The organism is Winogradskyella sp., assembly GCF_013042245.1.
GTDB lineage: Bacteria > Bacteroidota > Bacteroidia > Flavobacteriales > Flavobacteriaceae > Winogradskyella.
Genome location: NZ_JABDQL010000001.1, coordinates 1 through 18,198 on the forward strand (window position 1 = coordinate 1; position 18,198 = coordinate 18,198).

Annotated in this window: 14 protein-coding genes; 1 reads left to right on the forward strand and 13 read right to left on the reverse strand. The window is 34.5% G+C overall.

Annotated features, from left to right (window positions below; all coding sequences use genetic code 11):
* Positions 1–109: 109 nt before the first annotated feature.
* The 3 genes from HKP48_RS00005 to HKP48_RS00015 all read right to left on the reverse strand — a co-directional run bounded on the left by HKP48_RS00005 (position 110) and on the right by HKP48_RS00015 (position 3,485).
* The gene (locus HKP48_RS00005; protein WP_296341500.1) at positions 110–379 is read right to left on the reverse strand and encodes a M23 family metallopeptidase; all 270 of its coding nucleotides are present in this window, start codon (positions 377–379) and stop codon (positions 110–112) included.
* A gap of 550 nt (positions 380–929) precedes the next feature.
* Positions 930–2,261, reverse strand: coding sequence for a M28 family peptidase (locus HKP48_RS00010; protein ID WP_296341501.1), 1,332 nt, complete (start codon positions 2,259–2,261; stop codon positions 930–932).
* A 75-nt stretch (positions 2,262–2,336) separates the two neighbouring features.
* A complete protein-coding gene (locus tag HKP48_RS00015; RefSeq protein ID WP_296341503.1) occupies positions 2,337–3,485 on the reverse strand; it encodes a DUF6265 family protein in 1,149 nt (382 codons plus the stop codon).
* Positions 3,486–3,549: 64 nt separating this feature from the next.
* On the opposite strand from HKP48_RS00015, the gene HKP48_RS00020 reads away from it, so the two are divergent.
* Entirely contained in the window at positions 3,550–4,893 is a 1,344-nt protein-coding gene (locus tag HKP48_RS00020; RefSeq protein WP_296341504.1) for a M24 family metallopeptidase, read from the forward strand.
* A gap of 8 nt (positions 4,894–4,901) precedes the next feature.
* Here HKP48_RS00020 and HKP48_RS00025 read toward each other — a convergent pair whose 3' ends face one another.
* The 10 genes from HKP48_RS00025 to HKP48_RS00070 form a co-directional block, all read right to left on the reverse strand.
* Positions 4,902–5,207, reverse strand: coding sequence for a nuclear transport factor 2 family protein (locus HKP48_RS00025; protein ID WP_296341506.1), 306 nt, complete (start codon positions 5,205–5,207; stop codon positions 4,902–4,904).
* 137 nt (positions 5,208–5,344) lie between these two features.
* Positions 5,345–5,890 (reverse strand): hypothetical protein, encoded by a 546-nt coding sequence (locus HKP48_RS00030; RefSeq protein WP_296341508.1) that lies wholly within the window; start codon positions 5,888–5,890, stop codon positions 5,345–5,347.
* Positions 5,891–5,902: 12 nt separating this feature from the next.
* Positions 5,903–6,064 (reverse strand): hypothetical protein, encoded by a 162-nt coding sequence (locus tag HKP48_RS00035; protein ID WP_296341510.1) that lies wholly within the window; start codon positions 6,062–6,064, stop codon positions 5,903–5,905.
* A 126-nt stretch (positions 6,065–6,190) separates the two neighbouring features.
* Positions 6,191–8,002 carry an acyl-CoA dehydrogenase family protein gene (locus HKP48_RS00040; protein ID WP_296341512.1) on the reverse strand — a complete coding sequence of 604 codons (1,812 nt, stop codon included), beginning with the start codon at positions 8,000–8,002 and terminating at the stop codon, positions 6,191–6,193.
* A gap of 50 nt (positions 8,003–8,052) precedes the next feature.
* A complete protein-coding gene (locus HKP48_RS00045) occupies positions 8,053–8,403 on the reverse strand; it encodes a four helix bundle protein (RefSeq protein ID WP_296341514.1) in 351 nt (116 codons plus the stop codon).
* A 41-nt stretch (positions 8,404–8,444) separates the two neighbouring features.
* A complete protein-coding gene (locus HKP48_RS00050) occupies positions 8,445–9,638 on the reverse strand; it encodes an acetyl-CoA C-acyltransferase (RefSeq protein ID WP_296341515.1) in 1,194 nt (397 codons plus the stop codon).
* A 4-nt stretch (positions 9,639–9,642) separates the two neighbouring features.
* Positions 9,643–12,051: a 3-hydroxyacyl-CoA dehydrogenase/enoyl-CoA hydratase family protein gene (locus HKP48_RS00055; RefSeq protein ID WP_296341517.1), complete on the reverse strand. Its 2,409-nt coding sequence runs from the start codon at positions 12,049–12,051 to the stop codon at positions 9,643–9,645.
* Position 12,052: 1 nt separating this feature from the next.
* Complete coding sequence (locus HKP48_RS00060) at positions 12,053–12,508, reverse strand: MarR family transcriptional regulator (protein ID WP_296341519.1); 456 nt, start codon at positions 12,506–12,508, stop codon at positions 12,053–12,055.
* Between the two features lie 195 nt (positions 12,509–12,703).
* Positions 12,704–14,479 (reverse strand): long-chain fatty acid--CoA ligase, encoded by a 1,776-nt coding sequence (locus tag HKP48_RS00065; protein ID WP_296341521.1) that lies wholly within the window; start codon positions 14,477–14,479, stop codon positions 12,704–12,706.
* 132 nt (positions 14,480–14,611) lie between these two features.
* Entirely contained in the window at positions 14,612–17,857 is a 3,246-nt protein-coding gene (locus tag HKP48_RS00070) for a S41 family peptidase (RefSeq protein ID WP_296341523.1), read from the reverse strand.
* Positions 17,858–18,198 lie beyond the last annotated feature (341 nt).

An 18,198-nucleotide genomic window follows, 5' to 3' on the forward strand; every position in this document is an offset into this window, starting at 1 on the left:
ATTTACTATTTCCTGTCGCTCAAATAATTCGAGGCTTTTGAAGTATTCTGTGAAATTTTGTGGTATCATGACTTTCGTTTTTACTAAAATACAACTTATTTAAGTCATGTTATAGAATATAGCCTAATTTTTTAGTTATAATATTGCCGCGTTTTAATTCTTTAGCCCGAATTGAATCTAAAAGAATTGGAATAGACTCCAGTCCATTTTCTGTAGGTTTATAAACCCCAAAATGCAAATGAGGTATTGTTGTCCAACCAGTAAAACCCGATAGTGCAATGTATTGATTGGCTTTAATAGAATCACCTATTTTAACTAAACTTCCGTATTGTTTTAGATGTACATATTGTGAGAAAGTATTGTCTTTATAGTAAATCATAATATAATTTCCGTTATCCTAGTATTTAGGTGTTGTGCCTTGTTTATATTGTCTTGTGAAAGTTTAACAACGACGCCATCACGAGGCTAACAATGGTGTCACCAACTTTCATATCAAAATCTATACATTTTGAAGAAAACGTACCTTTGTATGAGAAGTCTCCATTGTAATCTTGAATAATTTTAGATTTATAGCCTTTTTTAAAAGGAAGTTTGTAAATATAATTTGTGTCATACGCTGCAAGAGGATAACGACCATAATAGCCTTTAAATCTGAACTTTTTTAAAACCCAGTTAGAATTTATATTCTCAATAGGATAACTGAAAATAACTGATTCTTGTTTTGGTTCAAGTTGTTGAAATATCTCTTTTTTTGTTTTTTCTCAATAGCTTTTACATACAAAGGCGATACTAAATGATTTTTAGAAATAACAAAAAGAGAATCTTATTTAATTTTAAATTTTATAAAACTTGGCGCTGATATTTTTTTTGAACAACTAGCCAAAATTAGAAAAGTAGTAAAAGTAAAGAGAGATTTTTTTATCACTTTATTATCTAATAATTTTACTTGGAAAAGAAACAATACTTTCATGACCATCTTTACCAACAGCAGCTACACCAAAGAAGAAATTATCAACTACGATTCCGTCTAGAGTAAATTCTGCGACATCACCAACATAACGAGAGTTATCCCATGAAGGAGACGTAGTATCTCTCCAGTAAATTTTATATCCAACAGCACCATCAACTTTATCCCAACTAAATTTTGCTGATGGTTGAACGATACCACCAATACCGACATTTTTTGGTGACGGTGGAGCAGAGGCAATACTTGCTAAATTTATAGCATTTACAGCAGTTAGTTTCTTACAATATGGAAAGTTAACATGCTCAAAAGTATCTCCATAATTAATTCCATCTTCAGTTCTTATATCTTGGTGTTGTTGTGTGTAATTTTCGTGAGCTTCCATGATACGTATACCTGCAAAACCGACATCATTAAACGGTCTGTGATGTCCACCACGACCAAAACGATCTAAACGATATACCATCATTGGATTCATTTCTGGCATATAGGTTTTTACAGTTTTATGAACATAGCGTGCCAACTGACGCGAAATACCATCAACCTCACCACCATAAAAACGTCTTGCACGTCTTGCACGTTCACTTTCGTTTGCTGGAACAGGTTCAGAAAATATTCTAAAGGTGCGATTATCGATAACACCATCAACACCTTTTATGTTTCCAATCATATCATTATTTAGAACACCAACAATATCCCATCCTTTTTCTTGTGCGAATTTTGCTAAACCTTGTCCGCCGAACAAACCTTGTTCTTCTCCAGAGAGACCGACATAGATAATGCTGCTTTCAAACTTATATTTAGAGAGTACACGAGCTGCTTCAATGGTGCCTGCCATTCCCGACGCATTGTCATTTGCTCCTGGAGAATCCGAAGTAAAATCTGTTGGGTTAGAGACACGAGAATCGATATCACCGCTCATAATTATAAAACGATTTGGATATTTAGTACCACGTTGTATAGCGACAACATTAACTACCATAACATCTTTTACAATACGTTGATTAGTGCCTTTTTTTACTAAGTCTTGCTGATAGAAAACCTCCAAACAATCATTACAATCTTCAGAAATATTATCAAATTGTCCTTTTATCCAGCGTCGTGCTGCACCAATACCACGAGTGTCAGATAGAGTATCACTTAATGTGTGCCTAGTACCAAAATCAGCCAAAGCTTTAACGTCATTTATTAATCTTTCCTCTGAAATGGCATCAATAATATCGTATATTTTTGGATTGGTTTGTGATTGTGTAAAAGTAAAACCTAATAGTGCGAGAGCGAATAATATTTTTTTCATAAAGTTATTGTTTTTCAAAGATTAAAAATACGTCTTTAGCTGAAAAACGGTGTTTAAAAATTTGTTAATAGATTATTAGTTTTCAGAATTTATAAGCCTTAGCGTTCCAAAAATATTAGCATCAATCCAGCCTCTATTTTTATCATCGCCCTCAACTTTTACTGAACCAATAAAGTTTTCACGATGTTCGCTATTATCATTATCACAATAGGCAAGGGCAAAGCCTATGTTTTTATTGTGTGTTAACTTTACAGGGGTGTTTTCTTGATTATCATGATAGCTATCATCAAAAAGTAAAATTTTCACTTCCCAAATCGAAGTATTTCCTGTTGTAATACGTTTTGATTTAATATGCGAGTTGTATAGTTTTCCTGATTTTTCTGGAGACATGTCTACTACATTTCCGTCTAATGCAATATGATAGGCAAAAGCATTGTGATTATATTGATGGTTGCCACCGCTATTATCTTCGTCAACAAATATTTCTAGGCAGTCATCGTCCCACCAAGCTTTTAATGGGGCTTTTTCGTTGTCAATTAAAATGTCATCTTTTATTTCAGCTAATAAAAACAATGCATCAGACATCCAAGCTAATTTATAACGTCCTTCAAAATCATCTTTAGTATATCTAGAACCAAGCCATAACTGATTTATAGGCAACCATTCCGAAGTGTTCCAGATGTCTTCATCGGCGACACCATCAATTATTGGATTTATTCTTGCCTGCTTTACTTTAATAAGTTGTTTTGTAGGCTTTTTAATTTTCTTTTTATATTTAAATTTTACAGTTTCAGTTTTTCCTTTTTCTTTTATATCTACATAGACATTCATTTCGGAGTCACTAACTTTTTCAAAGCTCATACCTTCAAAAACAGCTTTTGTTTGCGTAATATATTTTAGTGGAAAATCTACGGTTTCGCCTTTCGTTTCCCAACCTTTTAAATCATTATTAAAATGTTTGAGTTGAAGAATTAATGAATTTTCAATTTCACGAATAATTTCTATTTCATAAAACTGAACTTTTCCATCAACGGTTAGTTTAAACGTTGCCATCATGGAGTCTCCAGCTGGTTCGCTCCAGATTTCTTCGGTTTGTCCTCCAAAAGCTTCTCCATGCCAAGTTCCAGAAATCCAAGCGATGTTTTGGAGTTTAGGTTCTAATATTTTGTCTTGTGCAAAAAGTGAAAATGAAAAAATAAGTAAAAAAAATGAAATGTACCTCATAAGATTTTAATTTATAATTTTTCTTTTAATGTGTATCTTCGTCAAGATACTATAAAGTTAAAAAATGAAACGATTTTATCCATTATTACTTCTTATTACCACTTTAACTATTGGTTGCTCAGATTCAAATACATCTTCTAATTCTGAAGTTGCTGAAATTAACCCTGAAACTTATTGGGGAGAAAGTCCTTGGCCAGAAATTAGAAAAGAACGTATTAATACATTATTACCAAATGCATTGAAAAATGCTAATGTCGATGCATGGTTAACGATTTGTCGTGAAAATAATAATGACCCTATAGCTGACCATATTGGTGGTGAAAATGCTAGTGTTACTGCTGTGTTCTTGTTTTATAATGATGAAATTGGTTTTCATTCTAAAGTGTTTTCGCCATCTGGTGAAGCTACAGCTTTGGATGATTTGGATATACATGATGAGGTCGTTTCTGTCGAGCGTGGTACGTCTGCCGTAAAAATGGCGGTAGACTTTATAAAAGAAAAAGACTTTAAAACAATCGCTGTAAATTCATCTGGCAGTAACTCTATAGCAGATGGTCTTTCTTACACACAGCGCAAAGATTTAGAGGATTTACTCGCCGATTATTCAGAAAGATTAGTGCCATCGACGGATGTTGTTTACGAGTGGTTGTCTATAAAACTACCAGCAGAAGTAGATGTTTTACGCAAAGCAGCACAACTTACAGCCGATTGGCAGATTGAAGCTTACAAGCAGGTTGAACCTGGTAAATCCACTGATGCTGATATTGCTAAATTTTTAAAACAGAAAATGACAGAATATGGTGTTAAAGATGGATGGGCACCAGACCAAAACCCAAATGTCAATTCAGGAGAAGACCGTGGCCATTCTCATGCGACGGATAAAGTGATTATGCCTGGCGATGTTATTCAGATTGATTTTGGTATAAAAGTCTATGACCGTTGGGTAAGTGATATACAGCGTTTTGCTTATGTCTTAAAGAATGGAGAAACAGAAGCTCCAAAAGATATTTTGCATTATTGGGAAAGTGGTAAAGCAGGAAACAGAGCTGCTTTAGCAGCTATGAAACCTGGAGTAAAAGGTGTGGATGTTGATAGAGCACAACGTGTATTAATGGAAAAAGCAGGCTCAGATTATGTGATGTGGAGTACAGGTCATCCAGTAGGTTATGTAGCTCACGATGTGGGTCCAAATTTAGGAGGCTCACAGGCATCTCATGTACGACAAGCTTCTGAGAAAATTATTAAAGAAGGCATGACCTTTGCTTTTGATGGTTTCCATGCTTGGAAGCTAAAAAAGGGAGGTGTTAAAACCATTTCAGTAGAGGAAATGGCTGTGGTTAAAAAAGATGGTGCAAAGTATTTGATTGAACCACAAGAGGAATTAATTTTGATTAGCCCTAAGGAATAGAAATTAGTTTATAAAGTTACTTTACAAATTAATCCATTTTCAGTTTCATAAACAGCAACAGCTTTGAAGGTACATCCATTTGCAGTCACTAATTCATGGTCAATAATCTTATTGCCAGTAACAATACGGTATAATATTTTACAGTGTAAGTCTGGTGTACTTTCAAAAAAGCTTTTGTAAGATTCTTTCATAGGTTCTTGACCTTCGGAGCGCAAATCATTTGGGAAGTTATATAGCTTAATATCTTTGGTGTAAGTCGCCATAAATGCATCTATATCTCGCGCTTTGTATGGCGTCCAATTGTTTTTGTACAATACCTTCTGGTGATATTTCTGATACTAAAGCGAGCAATGTCCCAATTTCATTTGTGGAAATACGCGTGATATTCTGGATGTTATCATCTTCAAAGTCTTTAAGAATTGAAAATCTATTATCCTTTATTGGATTAACCCTATATATTCTCTATAGGAATCAAAATACTACCATCAATCAGCCAGCACATGTTTTCAATATTTGGGACAGTTTGTATAATCGTTTTTATCTCACCCGTTAATGGGTCTAAAGACTTTATAAGCCATTTATCATTTTCTTTTGAAATAAAAATTACCAATTTAGAATTAGGTATTTTATGAAAAGAACGTTCTACATTTGTGGCATATTTTTGACTTTTTTTAGTTTTTACATCTGTTACAAATAGATTTAATCCATTATCTTCAATTACAGCTGATATTACGATATTGTCATCGTACCATGTGTAATAAGCTACAACCAAGTCCTCAATAAGCTCCGTGGATTTGCCTGTTTCAATATTGTAACGGTATAATCGTTTTTTACCGTCGTTGTCTAAACGAACTGCAGATATATCTTTTGAGTTTGGAATTTTTACAGGAGAATACTCACCACCATTTGGCGTACTATTTATAAAGCTTGAGACATTATCTCTTATGTTATATTTAGCAATATCTGTCTGATTATTTCTTGTAGAAACAAAGGCCAAAATATTATTGTTTTAAAAACTAGGTTGATTATCATAACCTTCGTTATTTGATACATTTCGTTGATTGGTTAAAGATAATTCGCCATCCGTATTTTTAATATCAAACAGATGAACTTCTGTGTTTTGGGCTAGGGTAGAGGTAACAAGAAAAAGTAGTAGTAATCTAAACTTCATATTGCAAATAATTTGAAATCTAAATATACGGAAATAAAAAAGTCAGACAGCAATAACTACAATCCGACTTTTTACATCTAATTAGACTTAATATTTCGTTTCAAAATTATTTTGAAACTCAATATTTTAGAAACAATACTTATTTTCTGCTTTAACTTTTTCTGCGATTTCGTTCCGTAAATCAACGATATCTGGGTAGTTTGTATATTTTGTAAAACGCTTAAGTCCCATAAGCATCATACGTTGCTCATCACCTTCCGCAAAAGAAATAATACTTTCTTTTCCTTTATCTTCAATAATATTTACAGCGTTGTATAAATACAATTTTGACATAGCAATTTGAACAGATTGTTCCTTTTCACTTGTACGTTTTGCGTTTTTCTCGGTTCTTAAAATTGTTGACTCAGCCATATATATTTCAATTAAAATATCAGAAGCAGCAATTAATAATTGTTGGTGTTTCTCCATTTCTGGTCCAAATTTTTGAACCGCAGCACCTGCAACCATTAAAAATACTTTCTTAAGCTTTGCAATCATTACTTTTTCTTCAGCAAATAATTCTGAATAATCCGGTGTTTCAAAAGAAGGAATACCCATCAGTTCACTTTGTACCGCTTGTGCTGGACCTAATAAATCGACATGACCTTTCATTGCCTTTTTGACTAACATACCAACAGAAAGCATTCTGTTAATTTCGTTAGTGCCTTCGTAGATACGTGCTATACGTGCGTCTCTCCAAGCCGCTTCCATAGGCGTTTCTTCAGAGAATCCCATACCACCAAAAATTTGGATACCTTCGTCTGCACAGTTTTGCACATCTTCTGATACTGCTACTTTTAATATTGAGCATTCAATGGCATATTCTTCAACGCCTTTAAGCTCTGCTTCTTGGTGTGTGTTACCAGCAGCTTCACGTAAAGCGATACGATCTTCTATATTTTTAGCAGCACGATACGTAGCAGATTCACCAGCATAAGCGTCTGTCGCCATTTTGGCTAATTTCATTTTAATAGCACCAAAATCTGCGATAGGTGTTTTAAATTGTTTTCTTTCTGTTGCGTATTGAACGCCGGTTGTTACAATTCTACGTTGTGAATCTAAACAGGCAGCAGCTAATTTTATACGACCAATGTTAAGTGCGTTCATGGCAATTTTGAAACCTTCGCCACGACCCGCCAACATATTTTCTACAGGAACTTCAGTATCGTTAAAGAATACTTGACGTGTAGAACTTGCTCTAATACCTAATTTGTGCTCTTCTTCTCCTAAAGTAATTCCATTTGGATTATTACCATCATATTCTACGATGAAACCTGTTATGTTTTTATCATCTTCAATACGCGCAAAAACTATCATCACACTACAGAAACCTGCGTTTGATATCCACATTTTCTGTCCGTTAATCTTGTATGATTTTCCATCAGCAGATAATTTTGCAGTCGTTTTTCCTGAATTAGCATCAGAACCTGCACCAGGCTCTGTAAGGCAGTAAGCACCAAACCACTCACCAGAAGCTAGTTTTGGAACATATTTTTGTTTCTGAGCTTCAGTACCATAAAGTGTAATTGGCATTGTTCCAATACCTGTATGTGCACCAAAGGCTGTACTAAAAGAACCTGTTCCAGATGAAATATAGTCACAAGTTAAACACGTTGAAACGAATCCCATACCCAATCCACCGTATGCTTCAGGAACTGCTACACCTAAGAATCCTAGCTCTCCGGCTTTGCGCATAACTTCTTCAGTCAAAGCATAATCTTTTGCTTCAAACCTAGCTTTGTGTGCAATAATCTCACGGTCGTTGAATTCCATAACCGCTTCCTTCATCATATTCTGTTCTTCTGTAAAATCTTCAGGAGTAAAGACATCTTCGCATTTGGTTTCCTTAACTAGGAATTGTCCGCCTCTTAATAATTCTTTTTCTTGAGTTGCTTCCATAACTTTTAATAGATTTTAAGATTTTTAGAACCAAGAACCAAGAACCAAGACTATTTAAGTCCAGATTTAAAGCTCGTAATCATCTTTTGTATTTGTTTTACTTTGTCTTCTAATTCATTAAATTTTTCTTTTGAAAGATATTCTTGCTGAAACGCAACATTTAATTGTGTTTCCCATTCAAAAGCAGAACCTAAACTATGTTCTAAATAATTACTAAAATGTTTATTTGTGCTTTTACTAGAACCTTCAGAAATATTTGAAGGAATTGAAACAGCACATCTATTCATTTGACTCATCAATCCATAAGTTTCATACTTAGGAAAGCTTCGAGTTATTTTATAAGACTCAGAAACAAGTTCCATACTTTCATTCCAAATCTTTAATTTCTTGAAATTATGCATTGTCTTTTTTAACTTGAATCTTGATTCTTCTTTTCTTGTTTCTAATTAAGAAATTCGAATACGCCACATGCACCTTGTCCTGTACCAACACACATGGTTACAGCACCATATTTACCTGACATATTTTGCTTACGCATTTCATCAAATAATTGCACGGATAGTTTTGCTCCAGTACAACCTAATGGATGTCCTAATGCTATAGCACCACCATTAACATTAATAATATCTGGATTTAAGTCTAATTCTCTAATAACAGCAAGAGACTGAGAAGCAAAAGCTTCATTTAATTCTATAAGGGATAAATCGTCTTGTTTTAAACCTGCTTGTTTTAATGCTTTTGGAATAGCCTTTACTGGACCAATCCCCATGATACGAGGCTCAACACCTGCTGCTGCATAGTTTACCATGCGGGCTACTGGTTCAAGGTTTAACTCTTTTACCATGTTTTCACTCATAACCATTACAAAAGCAGCACCATCGCTCATTTGTGATGAGTTACCTGCAGTAACACTTCCACCAGCGGCGAAAACGGCGCGTAATTTTGCCAACGCTTCTTTAGATGTTCCTTTTCTAGGACCTTCATCTTTAGTTACTGTATATGATTTTGTTGCTTTTTTTCCGTTTGCATCAATATAAGTTTGTTCAACTTCGATAGGAACTATTTGGTCTTGAAAGCGATTTTCTGCTTGTGCTTTTAATGCTTTCATATGAGAATTGTAGGCAAAATCATCTTGGTCTTCACGAGATACATTGAATTGTTGTGCTACGGCTTCTGCAGTATTTCCCATTCCCCAATAGTAATCTTCATGACCAGATTTTACAATCGCATCGTAATTTAGTTCTGGTTTAAAACCTGTCATTGGAACGCTACTCATACTTTCAGCGCCACCAGCGATGATACAATCAGCCATTCCGGCTTGTATTTTTGCTGTAGCCATACCAATAGTTTCTACTCCAGAAGAGCAAAAACGATTAACGGTAACACCAGGAACATCAATAACTTCTAATCCCATTAACGAGATTAAACGTGCCATGTTAAGTCCTTGAGAACCTTCTGGCATTGCGTTACCAACAATAACATCATCAATACGTTTTGGGTCTAAATTTGGCAATTCCTTCATCATATATTTGATGGTTTCTGCTGCCAATTCATCTGTTCTTTTAAAACGGAACACACCTTTTGGAGCTTTACCAACGGCTGTTCTATATGCTTTTACTATATATGCTGTTTTCATTGTCTTAGTTTCTTAAAGGTTTTCCTTTGATTAACATGTGCTGAATTCTTTCCAAAGTTTTACGCTCTGTACAAAGCGATAAGAAAGCTTCACGCTCTAAGTCTAATAAGTATTGTTCAGTCACTAAAGTTGGTTCAGATAAATCACCACCAGCCATAACATAACCTAACTTATTGGCGATTTTTCTATCATGCTCACTAATATAATTACTAGCTTGCATAGAATCTGTTCCAACCATAAACATACTTAAGGCTTGCTTCCCAAGAACTTTTACATCTTTACGTCTAACCGGTTGAGTGTAACCTGCATCAGCTAATGATTTAGCATGTGCTTTAGCCGTTGCTATTTGACGGTCTTTATTAACTACAACAACATCTTTTCCTTTTTCCATTAGGCCCAAATCGAAAGCTTCATAAGCAGAAGTCGATACTTTTGCCATACCAATAGTTAAGAAGTACTCTTGAAGTGTATTTAGTTGTACATCTCCTTTTTTGAAAGTATCAGATGCTCTTAAAGTCATTTCTTTAGAACCACCACCACCAGGAATTACACCAACACCAAACTCAACAAGTCCCATGTAAGTTTCTGCAGCAGCAACCACTTTGTCTGCATGTAGCGATAATTCACAACCACCACCAAGTGCCATACCATGAGGCGCAGAAATTGTTGGGATTGCAGAATAACGCATACGCATCATTGTATCTTGAAAATATTTGATTGCGGCGTTTAGTTCATCATATTCTTGCTCTGCAGCCATCATAAAAATCATTCCAATGTTAGCTCCAACAGAAAAGTTTGGACCTTGATTTCCTACGATTAATCCTGCAAAATCTTTTTCGGCTAAATCTATACCTTTATTAATACCTGCTAAAACATCACCACCAATGGTATTCATCTTAGATTGGAATTCTACATTAAGAATACCATCACCTAAATCCTGAATTGAAACTCCAGAATTACTAAATACTTCTGTTGTTTTTCTAATATTATCTAAAATTATAAACGCATCTTGTCCTGGTACTTTTTCTTGTATTTTCTTTGGAATATCATAGAAATAGGTTGCACCATCCATGATGGAGTAGAAACTGTCACTGCCAGATTCTAACATGTCTGCAACCCAATCAGCTGGTTTTAGACCTTCAGCTTGCATCATTTCTATACCTTTTTCTACACCAATAGCATCCCAAATTTGGAAAGGACCATGTTCCCAACCAAATCCAGCTTTCATAGCATCATCAATCTTATATAATTCATCTGAAATTTCAGGAATACGATTTGAAACGTATGCAAATAAGGCCGCAAAACTCTTTCTGTAGAATTCACCTGCTTTATCTTTTCCTTTCACTAACACCTTGAAACGGTCTACTACCTTATCAATAGTTTTAGTCAATTCTAAGGTCGCAAATTTTGCACGTTTCTTTTCTCTATATTCTAAAGTGTTTAAATCAAGACTTAAAATTTCTTTCTTACCATCTGCTGAAACATTCTTTTTGTAAAACCCTTGACCAGTTTTACTTCCTAGCCACTTGTTTTCCATCATAGTGTTGATGAAACTTGGTAATTTGAATAACTCTAAACGTTCGTCATTTGGACAATTTTCTCGAATGCCATTAGCAACGTGTACTAAGGTATCTAAACCTACAACATCTACGGTTCTAAAGGTTGCTGACTTTGGACGACCAATTACTGGCCCAGATAATTTATCAACTTCTTCGATAGTTAAATCTAGTTCCTTCACGGTGTGGAATAAACTCATGATTGAGAAAATACCAACTCTGTTTCCAATAAATGCGGGTGTATCTTTAGCAACTACAGAAGTTTTTCCTAAAAACTGCTCACCATAACCGTTTAAGAATTCTAAAACAGAAGCATCAGTTTTTGGTCCTGGAATTATTTCGAATAATTTTAGATAACGTGCTGGATTAAAGAAGTGCGTTCCACAGAAATGTTTTTGAAAATCCTCAGAACGTCCTTCACTCATAAATTTAATAGGAATACCAGATGTATTCGAAGTAATTAAAGTACCTGGTCTTCTATACTTTTCAAGTTTTTCAAAAACTTGTTGTTTAATATCTAGTCTTTCAACTACAACTTCCATAATCCAATCTACATCAGCAACTTTTGCAATGTCGTCTTCCAAATTACCTGTTGTAATTTGGTTTTTAAATGATTGATGATAAATAGGAGAAGGTTTAGATTTTAATGAGGTGGTTAAGGCATCATTAACTAAACGATTGCGTACAACCTTATCTTCTAGGGTTAGTCCTTTAGCTTTTTCTTTGTCGTTAAGTTCTCTAGGAACAATATCTAATAAAAGGACATCCACACCAATATTGGCGAAATGGCAAGCGATACCACTACCCATAATTCCGGAACCGATAATCGCTATTTTTTTAATTCTACGTTTACTCATGTTATTTTAAAGTATGTTCTTTTTGATTATATATTTTTTTGTTAGATATCATATGGTTTATGACTTCTGTTACCTTGTAAAACCCTAAAAGTTCTTCAGTCGAAACATTATTTCTTATGGCTTCATTAAATGTTAACACACGGTCTCTAGAGAAATTTCTTTTTTCTTTACCAAAATCCGTTAGATAAATTAATACACCACGGCCATCTTCTGGATTTGGTTTACGAATAATTAAACCCTTTTCTTCCATGGTTTTTAACGTACGTGATAGGCTAGTAGCTTCCATGCCCATTTTAGGACCCAAGGATGTCGAAGGTGTTCCTTCTTCTGGGTCAATACTCAACAATGTAAAGCCTGTAGCCATTGTAGTATCAAACTGTGCGGCTTCTTCATTATACATTTTATTTACTGCTAACCATGTGGTTCTTAGTAAGTAATCTATAGTTTTGTCTTTCAAACTCAATCGATTTCGTATTAGATGAACAAATATATGAAAAAATACTATGCACGCATAGTATTTAAAAATAAATTATGCACGCATAGTATTTCCTATTATGATAAAATAAGCCCATATTTTATAATACGGGCTCAGCTATTCTACTCTACTCTACTCTATTCTATTCTATTCTATTCTATTCTAGTTTTGTATTAATTATGGTCTGTATATTTTCTCATAAAGGTCATTATACATATCCATAATTACAGAACGTTTCATTTTCATAGTTGGTGTTAACTCTCCATTATCAATTGACCACACAGTAGGTGTCAATTCAAAGCGTTTAATTTGTTCCCATTTACCAAAATTGACGTTGTATTTATCAACTTCTTTTTGAATACGATTAATAACAATTTCAGATGCTGCAATTTCTTCATTAGAGGTACCAATATCATGACCTTTATGTTCTATCCAGTCGCGAACAAAATCAAAATTTGGCTGAATGATAGCACCAGGCATTTTTTCGCCTTCACCAACAACCATAATTTGCTCGATAAAAAGCGATTGCTTCATATCATTTTCGATTAATGGCGGAATGACATATTTACCACCAGAAGTTTTAAACATTTCTTTTTTACGGCCTGTAATTTTTAGGAAACCGTCAGCTGTAATTTCTCCTTTATCTCCAGTATGGAAATAATCGCCTGTCATGACGCTATCTGTTTTTTCTTGGTCCTTGTAGTAGCCCATCATTACGTTAGGTCCTTTGATTAGTAACTCGCCATCCTCTGCAATTTTTACTTCTACACCATCAATAGGCTTTCCAACAGTACCTACTTGATACATATTGTCTTTATATAGTCCAACAGAAACTACAGGAGATGTTTCTGTAAGACCGTAACCTTCCATAACTCTCATGCCTGCTGCACCAAATACGCGTGCTAATCTTGGTTGTAAAGCAGCACTACCAGATACCATAGTGTATAATTGGCCACCAAGTGCATCACGCCATTTACTGAATATTAGCTTGTTCGCAATTTTGAGTTTAAACTCGTACCAAGCACCGTTTGCACCATATGGCTCCCATTTTTCTCCTAGGCTTACCGCCCAAAAGAAAAGTGCCTTTTTTATACCAGTTAGGTCTTCGCCTTTAAGCATTATTTTATCAAAAACCTTTTCAAGTAGTCTTGGTACGACACTCATAAGGTTTGGTTTTATTTCTTTGGCGTTGTCTCCAATTTTATCTAGAGCTTCAGCAAAATATATGGATGTACCTGCATATTGATATACGTAAATCAATACACGCTCAAATATGTGGCAGATTGGTAAAAAGCTTAAAACCCGAGTTTCACCAGATTCTGGTAAAGGTACTCGGGGTGAGCTTGCTAGAACATTACTTGTTATATTCCAGTGGCTTAGCATAACACCTTTTGGTCTTCCTGTTGTACCTGAAGTATATATTATAGTAGCTAAGTCACTAGACTCAACTTCATCTTTTCGAGCTTCAACCTCAGATTGGTTACTGTCGTCTTTTCCAAGTTCAAATAATTCAGAATAGTGTTTGCAACCTTTAATATGGTCAAAAGAGTAAACCTCTTTTAATTTGGTCTTATCTTTTACTTTATTGAGTTTTTTTAAAACTTCCTCGTCTGAGACGAAGCAATAAATAGATTCACTATGATTTAACACATATTCGTAATCTTCTGCACAAATTGTAGGATATATAGGTACATTTGTTGCTCCAATTTGAAGCGTTCCAATATCCATGATATTCCATTCTGTTCTATTTGTAGACGATATCAGTGCAATTTTATCTCCTTTTTTTATACCCATTCTTAAAAGGGCACGGCTAACGGCATTGGCTTTATCTAAATAATCTTTTGTAGACATTGATGTCCATTTCCCATCGTATTTGGTGACTAAAGCGGAGTCGTTAGGGTTGTGTTCTAGTTGATGGTAAGGGAAGTCAAATAGTCTCTTAATTTCTGTCATATTCGATTTACAGTGTTGAATCCATATTCTACGAAAATATGAAAATTAGAAGTAAAATATTCAAATTAAAAAAATCAACTCTATTTTACAGCTATTTTTTATTGGTTAGGCTTGATTAATTTAGCCTCAATTTTAATTCTTTAAATCTTTGAGCATTTCACTAACTGAACGTTCTAATTGTTCGTCTCTACCATTATCTATAACGCCTGGCCTATTTTTGACTTCAATCATGGGTTCTGTTTGGTTATTCTCCATCCAGTCTCCAGATTTATCTTTGGCACTTACAGGAACTACACCCCAATATGCACCATTTGGTAAACCTTCCCAACCTGCAAAACTACAAGTTCCGGGTACTGGCATACCTACGGTTTTACCAATTTTTAAATCGGTATAACCCGAAGCAAAACAATGTCCGTCTGAGTACATACTTTCATTAAAAATAGCTAATGTAGGTTTTGTCCAGCGCGATGTAGGTTCGCCACCCACAACTTTAGCCTCTGTTTCATAAGTTATAAATGGTGTGCCAGTGAAAAACATGGCTAAATCTGCTACCAAATCACCGCCGCCATTAAAACGCGTATCGATAATCATACCTTTTTTGTCCAAATATTTACCCATCATATCTTGGTATATACTTCTATATGGACCATCACTCATTCCTGGGATATGAACGTAGCCTAATTGGCCATTACTAAATTTCTCTACTTCATCTTCATTTATTTTTACCCAGCGCTTATATAATAGTCTATTTTCCTCACCCAATGTAATAGGTTTTACAGTTATAGACTTTCGCTCTTTTGTTTTAGGATTAAAAACATCTAGAAGCATGAATTTACCTGCTTTTCTATTTAGGTATTTTGCAATATCTTGATTTTTTTCAATCGTAACACCATTGATTTTCTCAATTATTATTCCAGCAGAAATATCAAAACTAGCTTTATCTAAGGGACCACCATTAATCACTTCATCGATTAATATGCCGTCGTCACTGTGATTGTAGTTCATAAATATCCCAAGTGATGCTGTAGCGTCTGCATTGGTAACATCTGATTTTCTGTATCCAGATCCTGAATGAGATACATTTAGCTCACCTAACATTTCAGATAATAGTTCGGAAAATTCAAAAGAGTTACCTACATATGGTAAATACTTTTTGTATTCCTTTTTCATTAAGTTCCAGTTTATACCGTGAAAGTCTGGGTGATAAAACACAGCATTAGTTCTAATCCAAACATGATTGAACATAGCTTCTCGCTCAGCGTTTGTATTAAGCTGCATTTCATCCTTTATTTTAACCGGTTTTTTAGTGGCTTTTTCTAGGTCTATTTTAGAAATATTTCCGCCACTCAGGAGGTATAAGTTTTTCATATCCTTATCCCATTCTAAGCTTCCAGAATTGGCGTCGAGTTTAAGAATCATTTTTGTTTCCCGTGTGCGTAGATTTGTGCTCCATAGGTTCATTCGTCCCTCAAATCGAGATAGATAATACAACTTATCACCTTTTTTAGAAAGTACGGCATCTCCTAACCTTGATGAGTGAATGGTTAGTCGCTTTGTGCGGTCTTTCATGTGTTTCCAATCAAAAGTTAAGTCTTTTACTTTTTTATTTTCTTCCTTCTTTTTGTCTTCTTTTTTCTTGTCCTTATCTTTAGATTCTTCTTTATCTTTTTTCTTTTTATTAAGTTCTTCGATGGCTTTTTTTAGTTTAAAATCTTCTTCATTTAGATTAAATTCATCCCAAGCTTCTTGTGTGAAGAACATACTGTAAACATCACTTTCCGACTGTCCGCTAGTCGCATAAGATTTGAGACCATTTCTGTTACTAAACCAAAGCATTTGTTTGCCGTCATTAACCCATTTTGGTCTATAATCGCTAAAACCACTTTCGTTAAGATTTAACCGTTTTGAACCATCAGCAGCCATAAGTAAAACTTCATCATTACTTAATGTTTTACCCCAACCTACTAATAGCCATTTACTATCAGGACTCCAGGTAAAATACTTATCGCCATCTCTCATATGATATAAGTCTTCAGGTGTTAATAAGGTAACCTCTTTTTTGGTAACAACATCTCTAATTTTTAATGTTCGTCTGCCTTCAATAAACGCCATTTTTTTACCATCAGGAGAATATTTAGCGAGGTAGTTATCTGTTTTATTATCTAATATTGGAATTTCTTTAATAAGTGTTGAAGCAAAGAAAAACGGTTCTTCATCTCTCATTTTTTCAGTTTTAAAAACGCTCCATTTGCCATTTCTTTCGCTACTATAAACCACAGATTTTCCTTCTGGTCCCCAAGTTACAAAGCGTTCATTTTCTGGGGTATTGGTTAAGCGTTTAGTGAAAGATTCTTTAACTGAAGTAACAAAAACTTCACCTCTTGAAATAAAAGCAATTTCTTTTCCGTTTGGAGAAACTTCCATTTCACTAACACCACGATTTATAGAAATAAATTTATCACTGTTATCTTTATCTTGTGTGATAATATTAACGGATACTTTTTTTGGAGATTCACCTTCTTTCATTGTGTATAATTCGCCACCATAACCAAAGCAAAGTGTACCATTACCAATGCTTAAAAAACGAACAGGATGTAGTTTGAAATCCGTAAGTTTTTGATTTTGGTTTGGTGTATTCAAATTCATTTTATGAACGTTAAACGTCCCATTTTCTTCACTCAAATAATACACACTTTTTTCATCAGGGCTAAAAACAGGTTGTCTGTCTTCACCTTCAAAAGAACTAATCATTTTATGAGTGTTGTTTTTTTTGTTATAAAGCCAAATATCTCTTGTAATTGATGAGGTATGATGTTTTCGCCATTCATTTTCTCCACCTTTTTTATCATGGTAGATAATAAAGTCTCCATTTTTTGAAACCTGCGTATATTCTGCTGGAATCGTAAATAGTTGATTCACTCTACCTGCGTTGACAGGAACAGTATATAATTCTGGTTGAGAGCCAGTTGGATATTGTCTGTGCTTTACATCATCTTGTCTAGGCGCGCCAAATATGACTTCTTTATCGTTGGCTAAGAATGAATACGGCACTTCATTGTTAGAATGAAATGTCAATCGCGTCGCATTACCGCCATTGGCATTCATTATAAAAATATCAAAATTACCATATCGGTTTGAAGCAAATGCAATTTTAGAACCGTCCTTACTCCAAACTGCCATGTAATCGTGAGCATCGTGGTAAGTAAGTTGCTTAGCATCGCCACCTTGAGAAGCTACTGTGTATAAATCACCTTTGTAAGTAAATGCTATTTGGTTACTATCGGGAGAAATCGAAGCATGGCGCATCCATTTAGGATTGCTCTGGGCAGTTGTGTTTAAACAAAAAATTGAAAGTAAAAAAAGTGTGAAAAATCTCATATCAAAAAATTTCTCTAAGCTACTAAAAGTAAAGTGAATAGATTGCCTTTTGAATAGTGAAATTTTAGTTAAAATATGATTATGAAACGCGCATGCTAAACATATTATCACCCAAAGAAATGATTAATAGCGAACAGCATGTGTCCTTAAAAAAACAATACATATAAACATATGAAACCTCCATTACGGCGCAAAATAATTTTAGAGGAATCCATCACAAAAGGATATGAATAATTAAAAAAAGTCCGTCTATTATTACCTTAGGGTATTATTAACAAAAAAACAGACGGACATGAAAAAAGACACTGTTGCTTTTGAGCAAGTTGTATCTCGTGGATGTG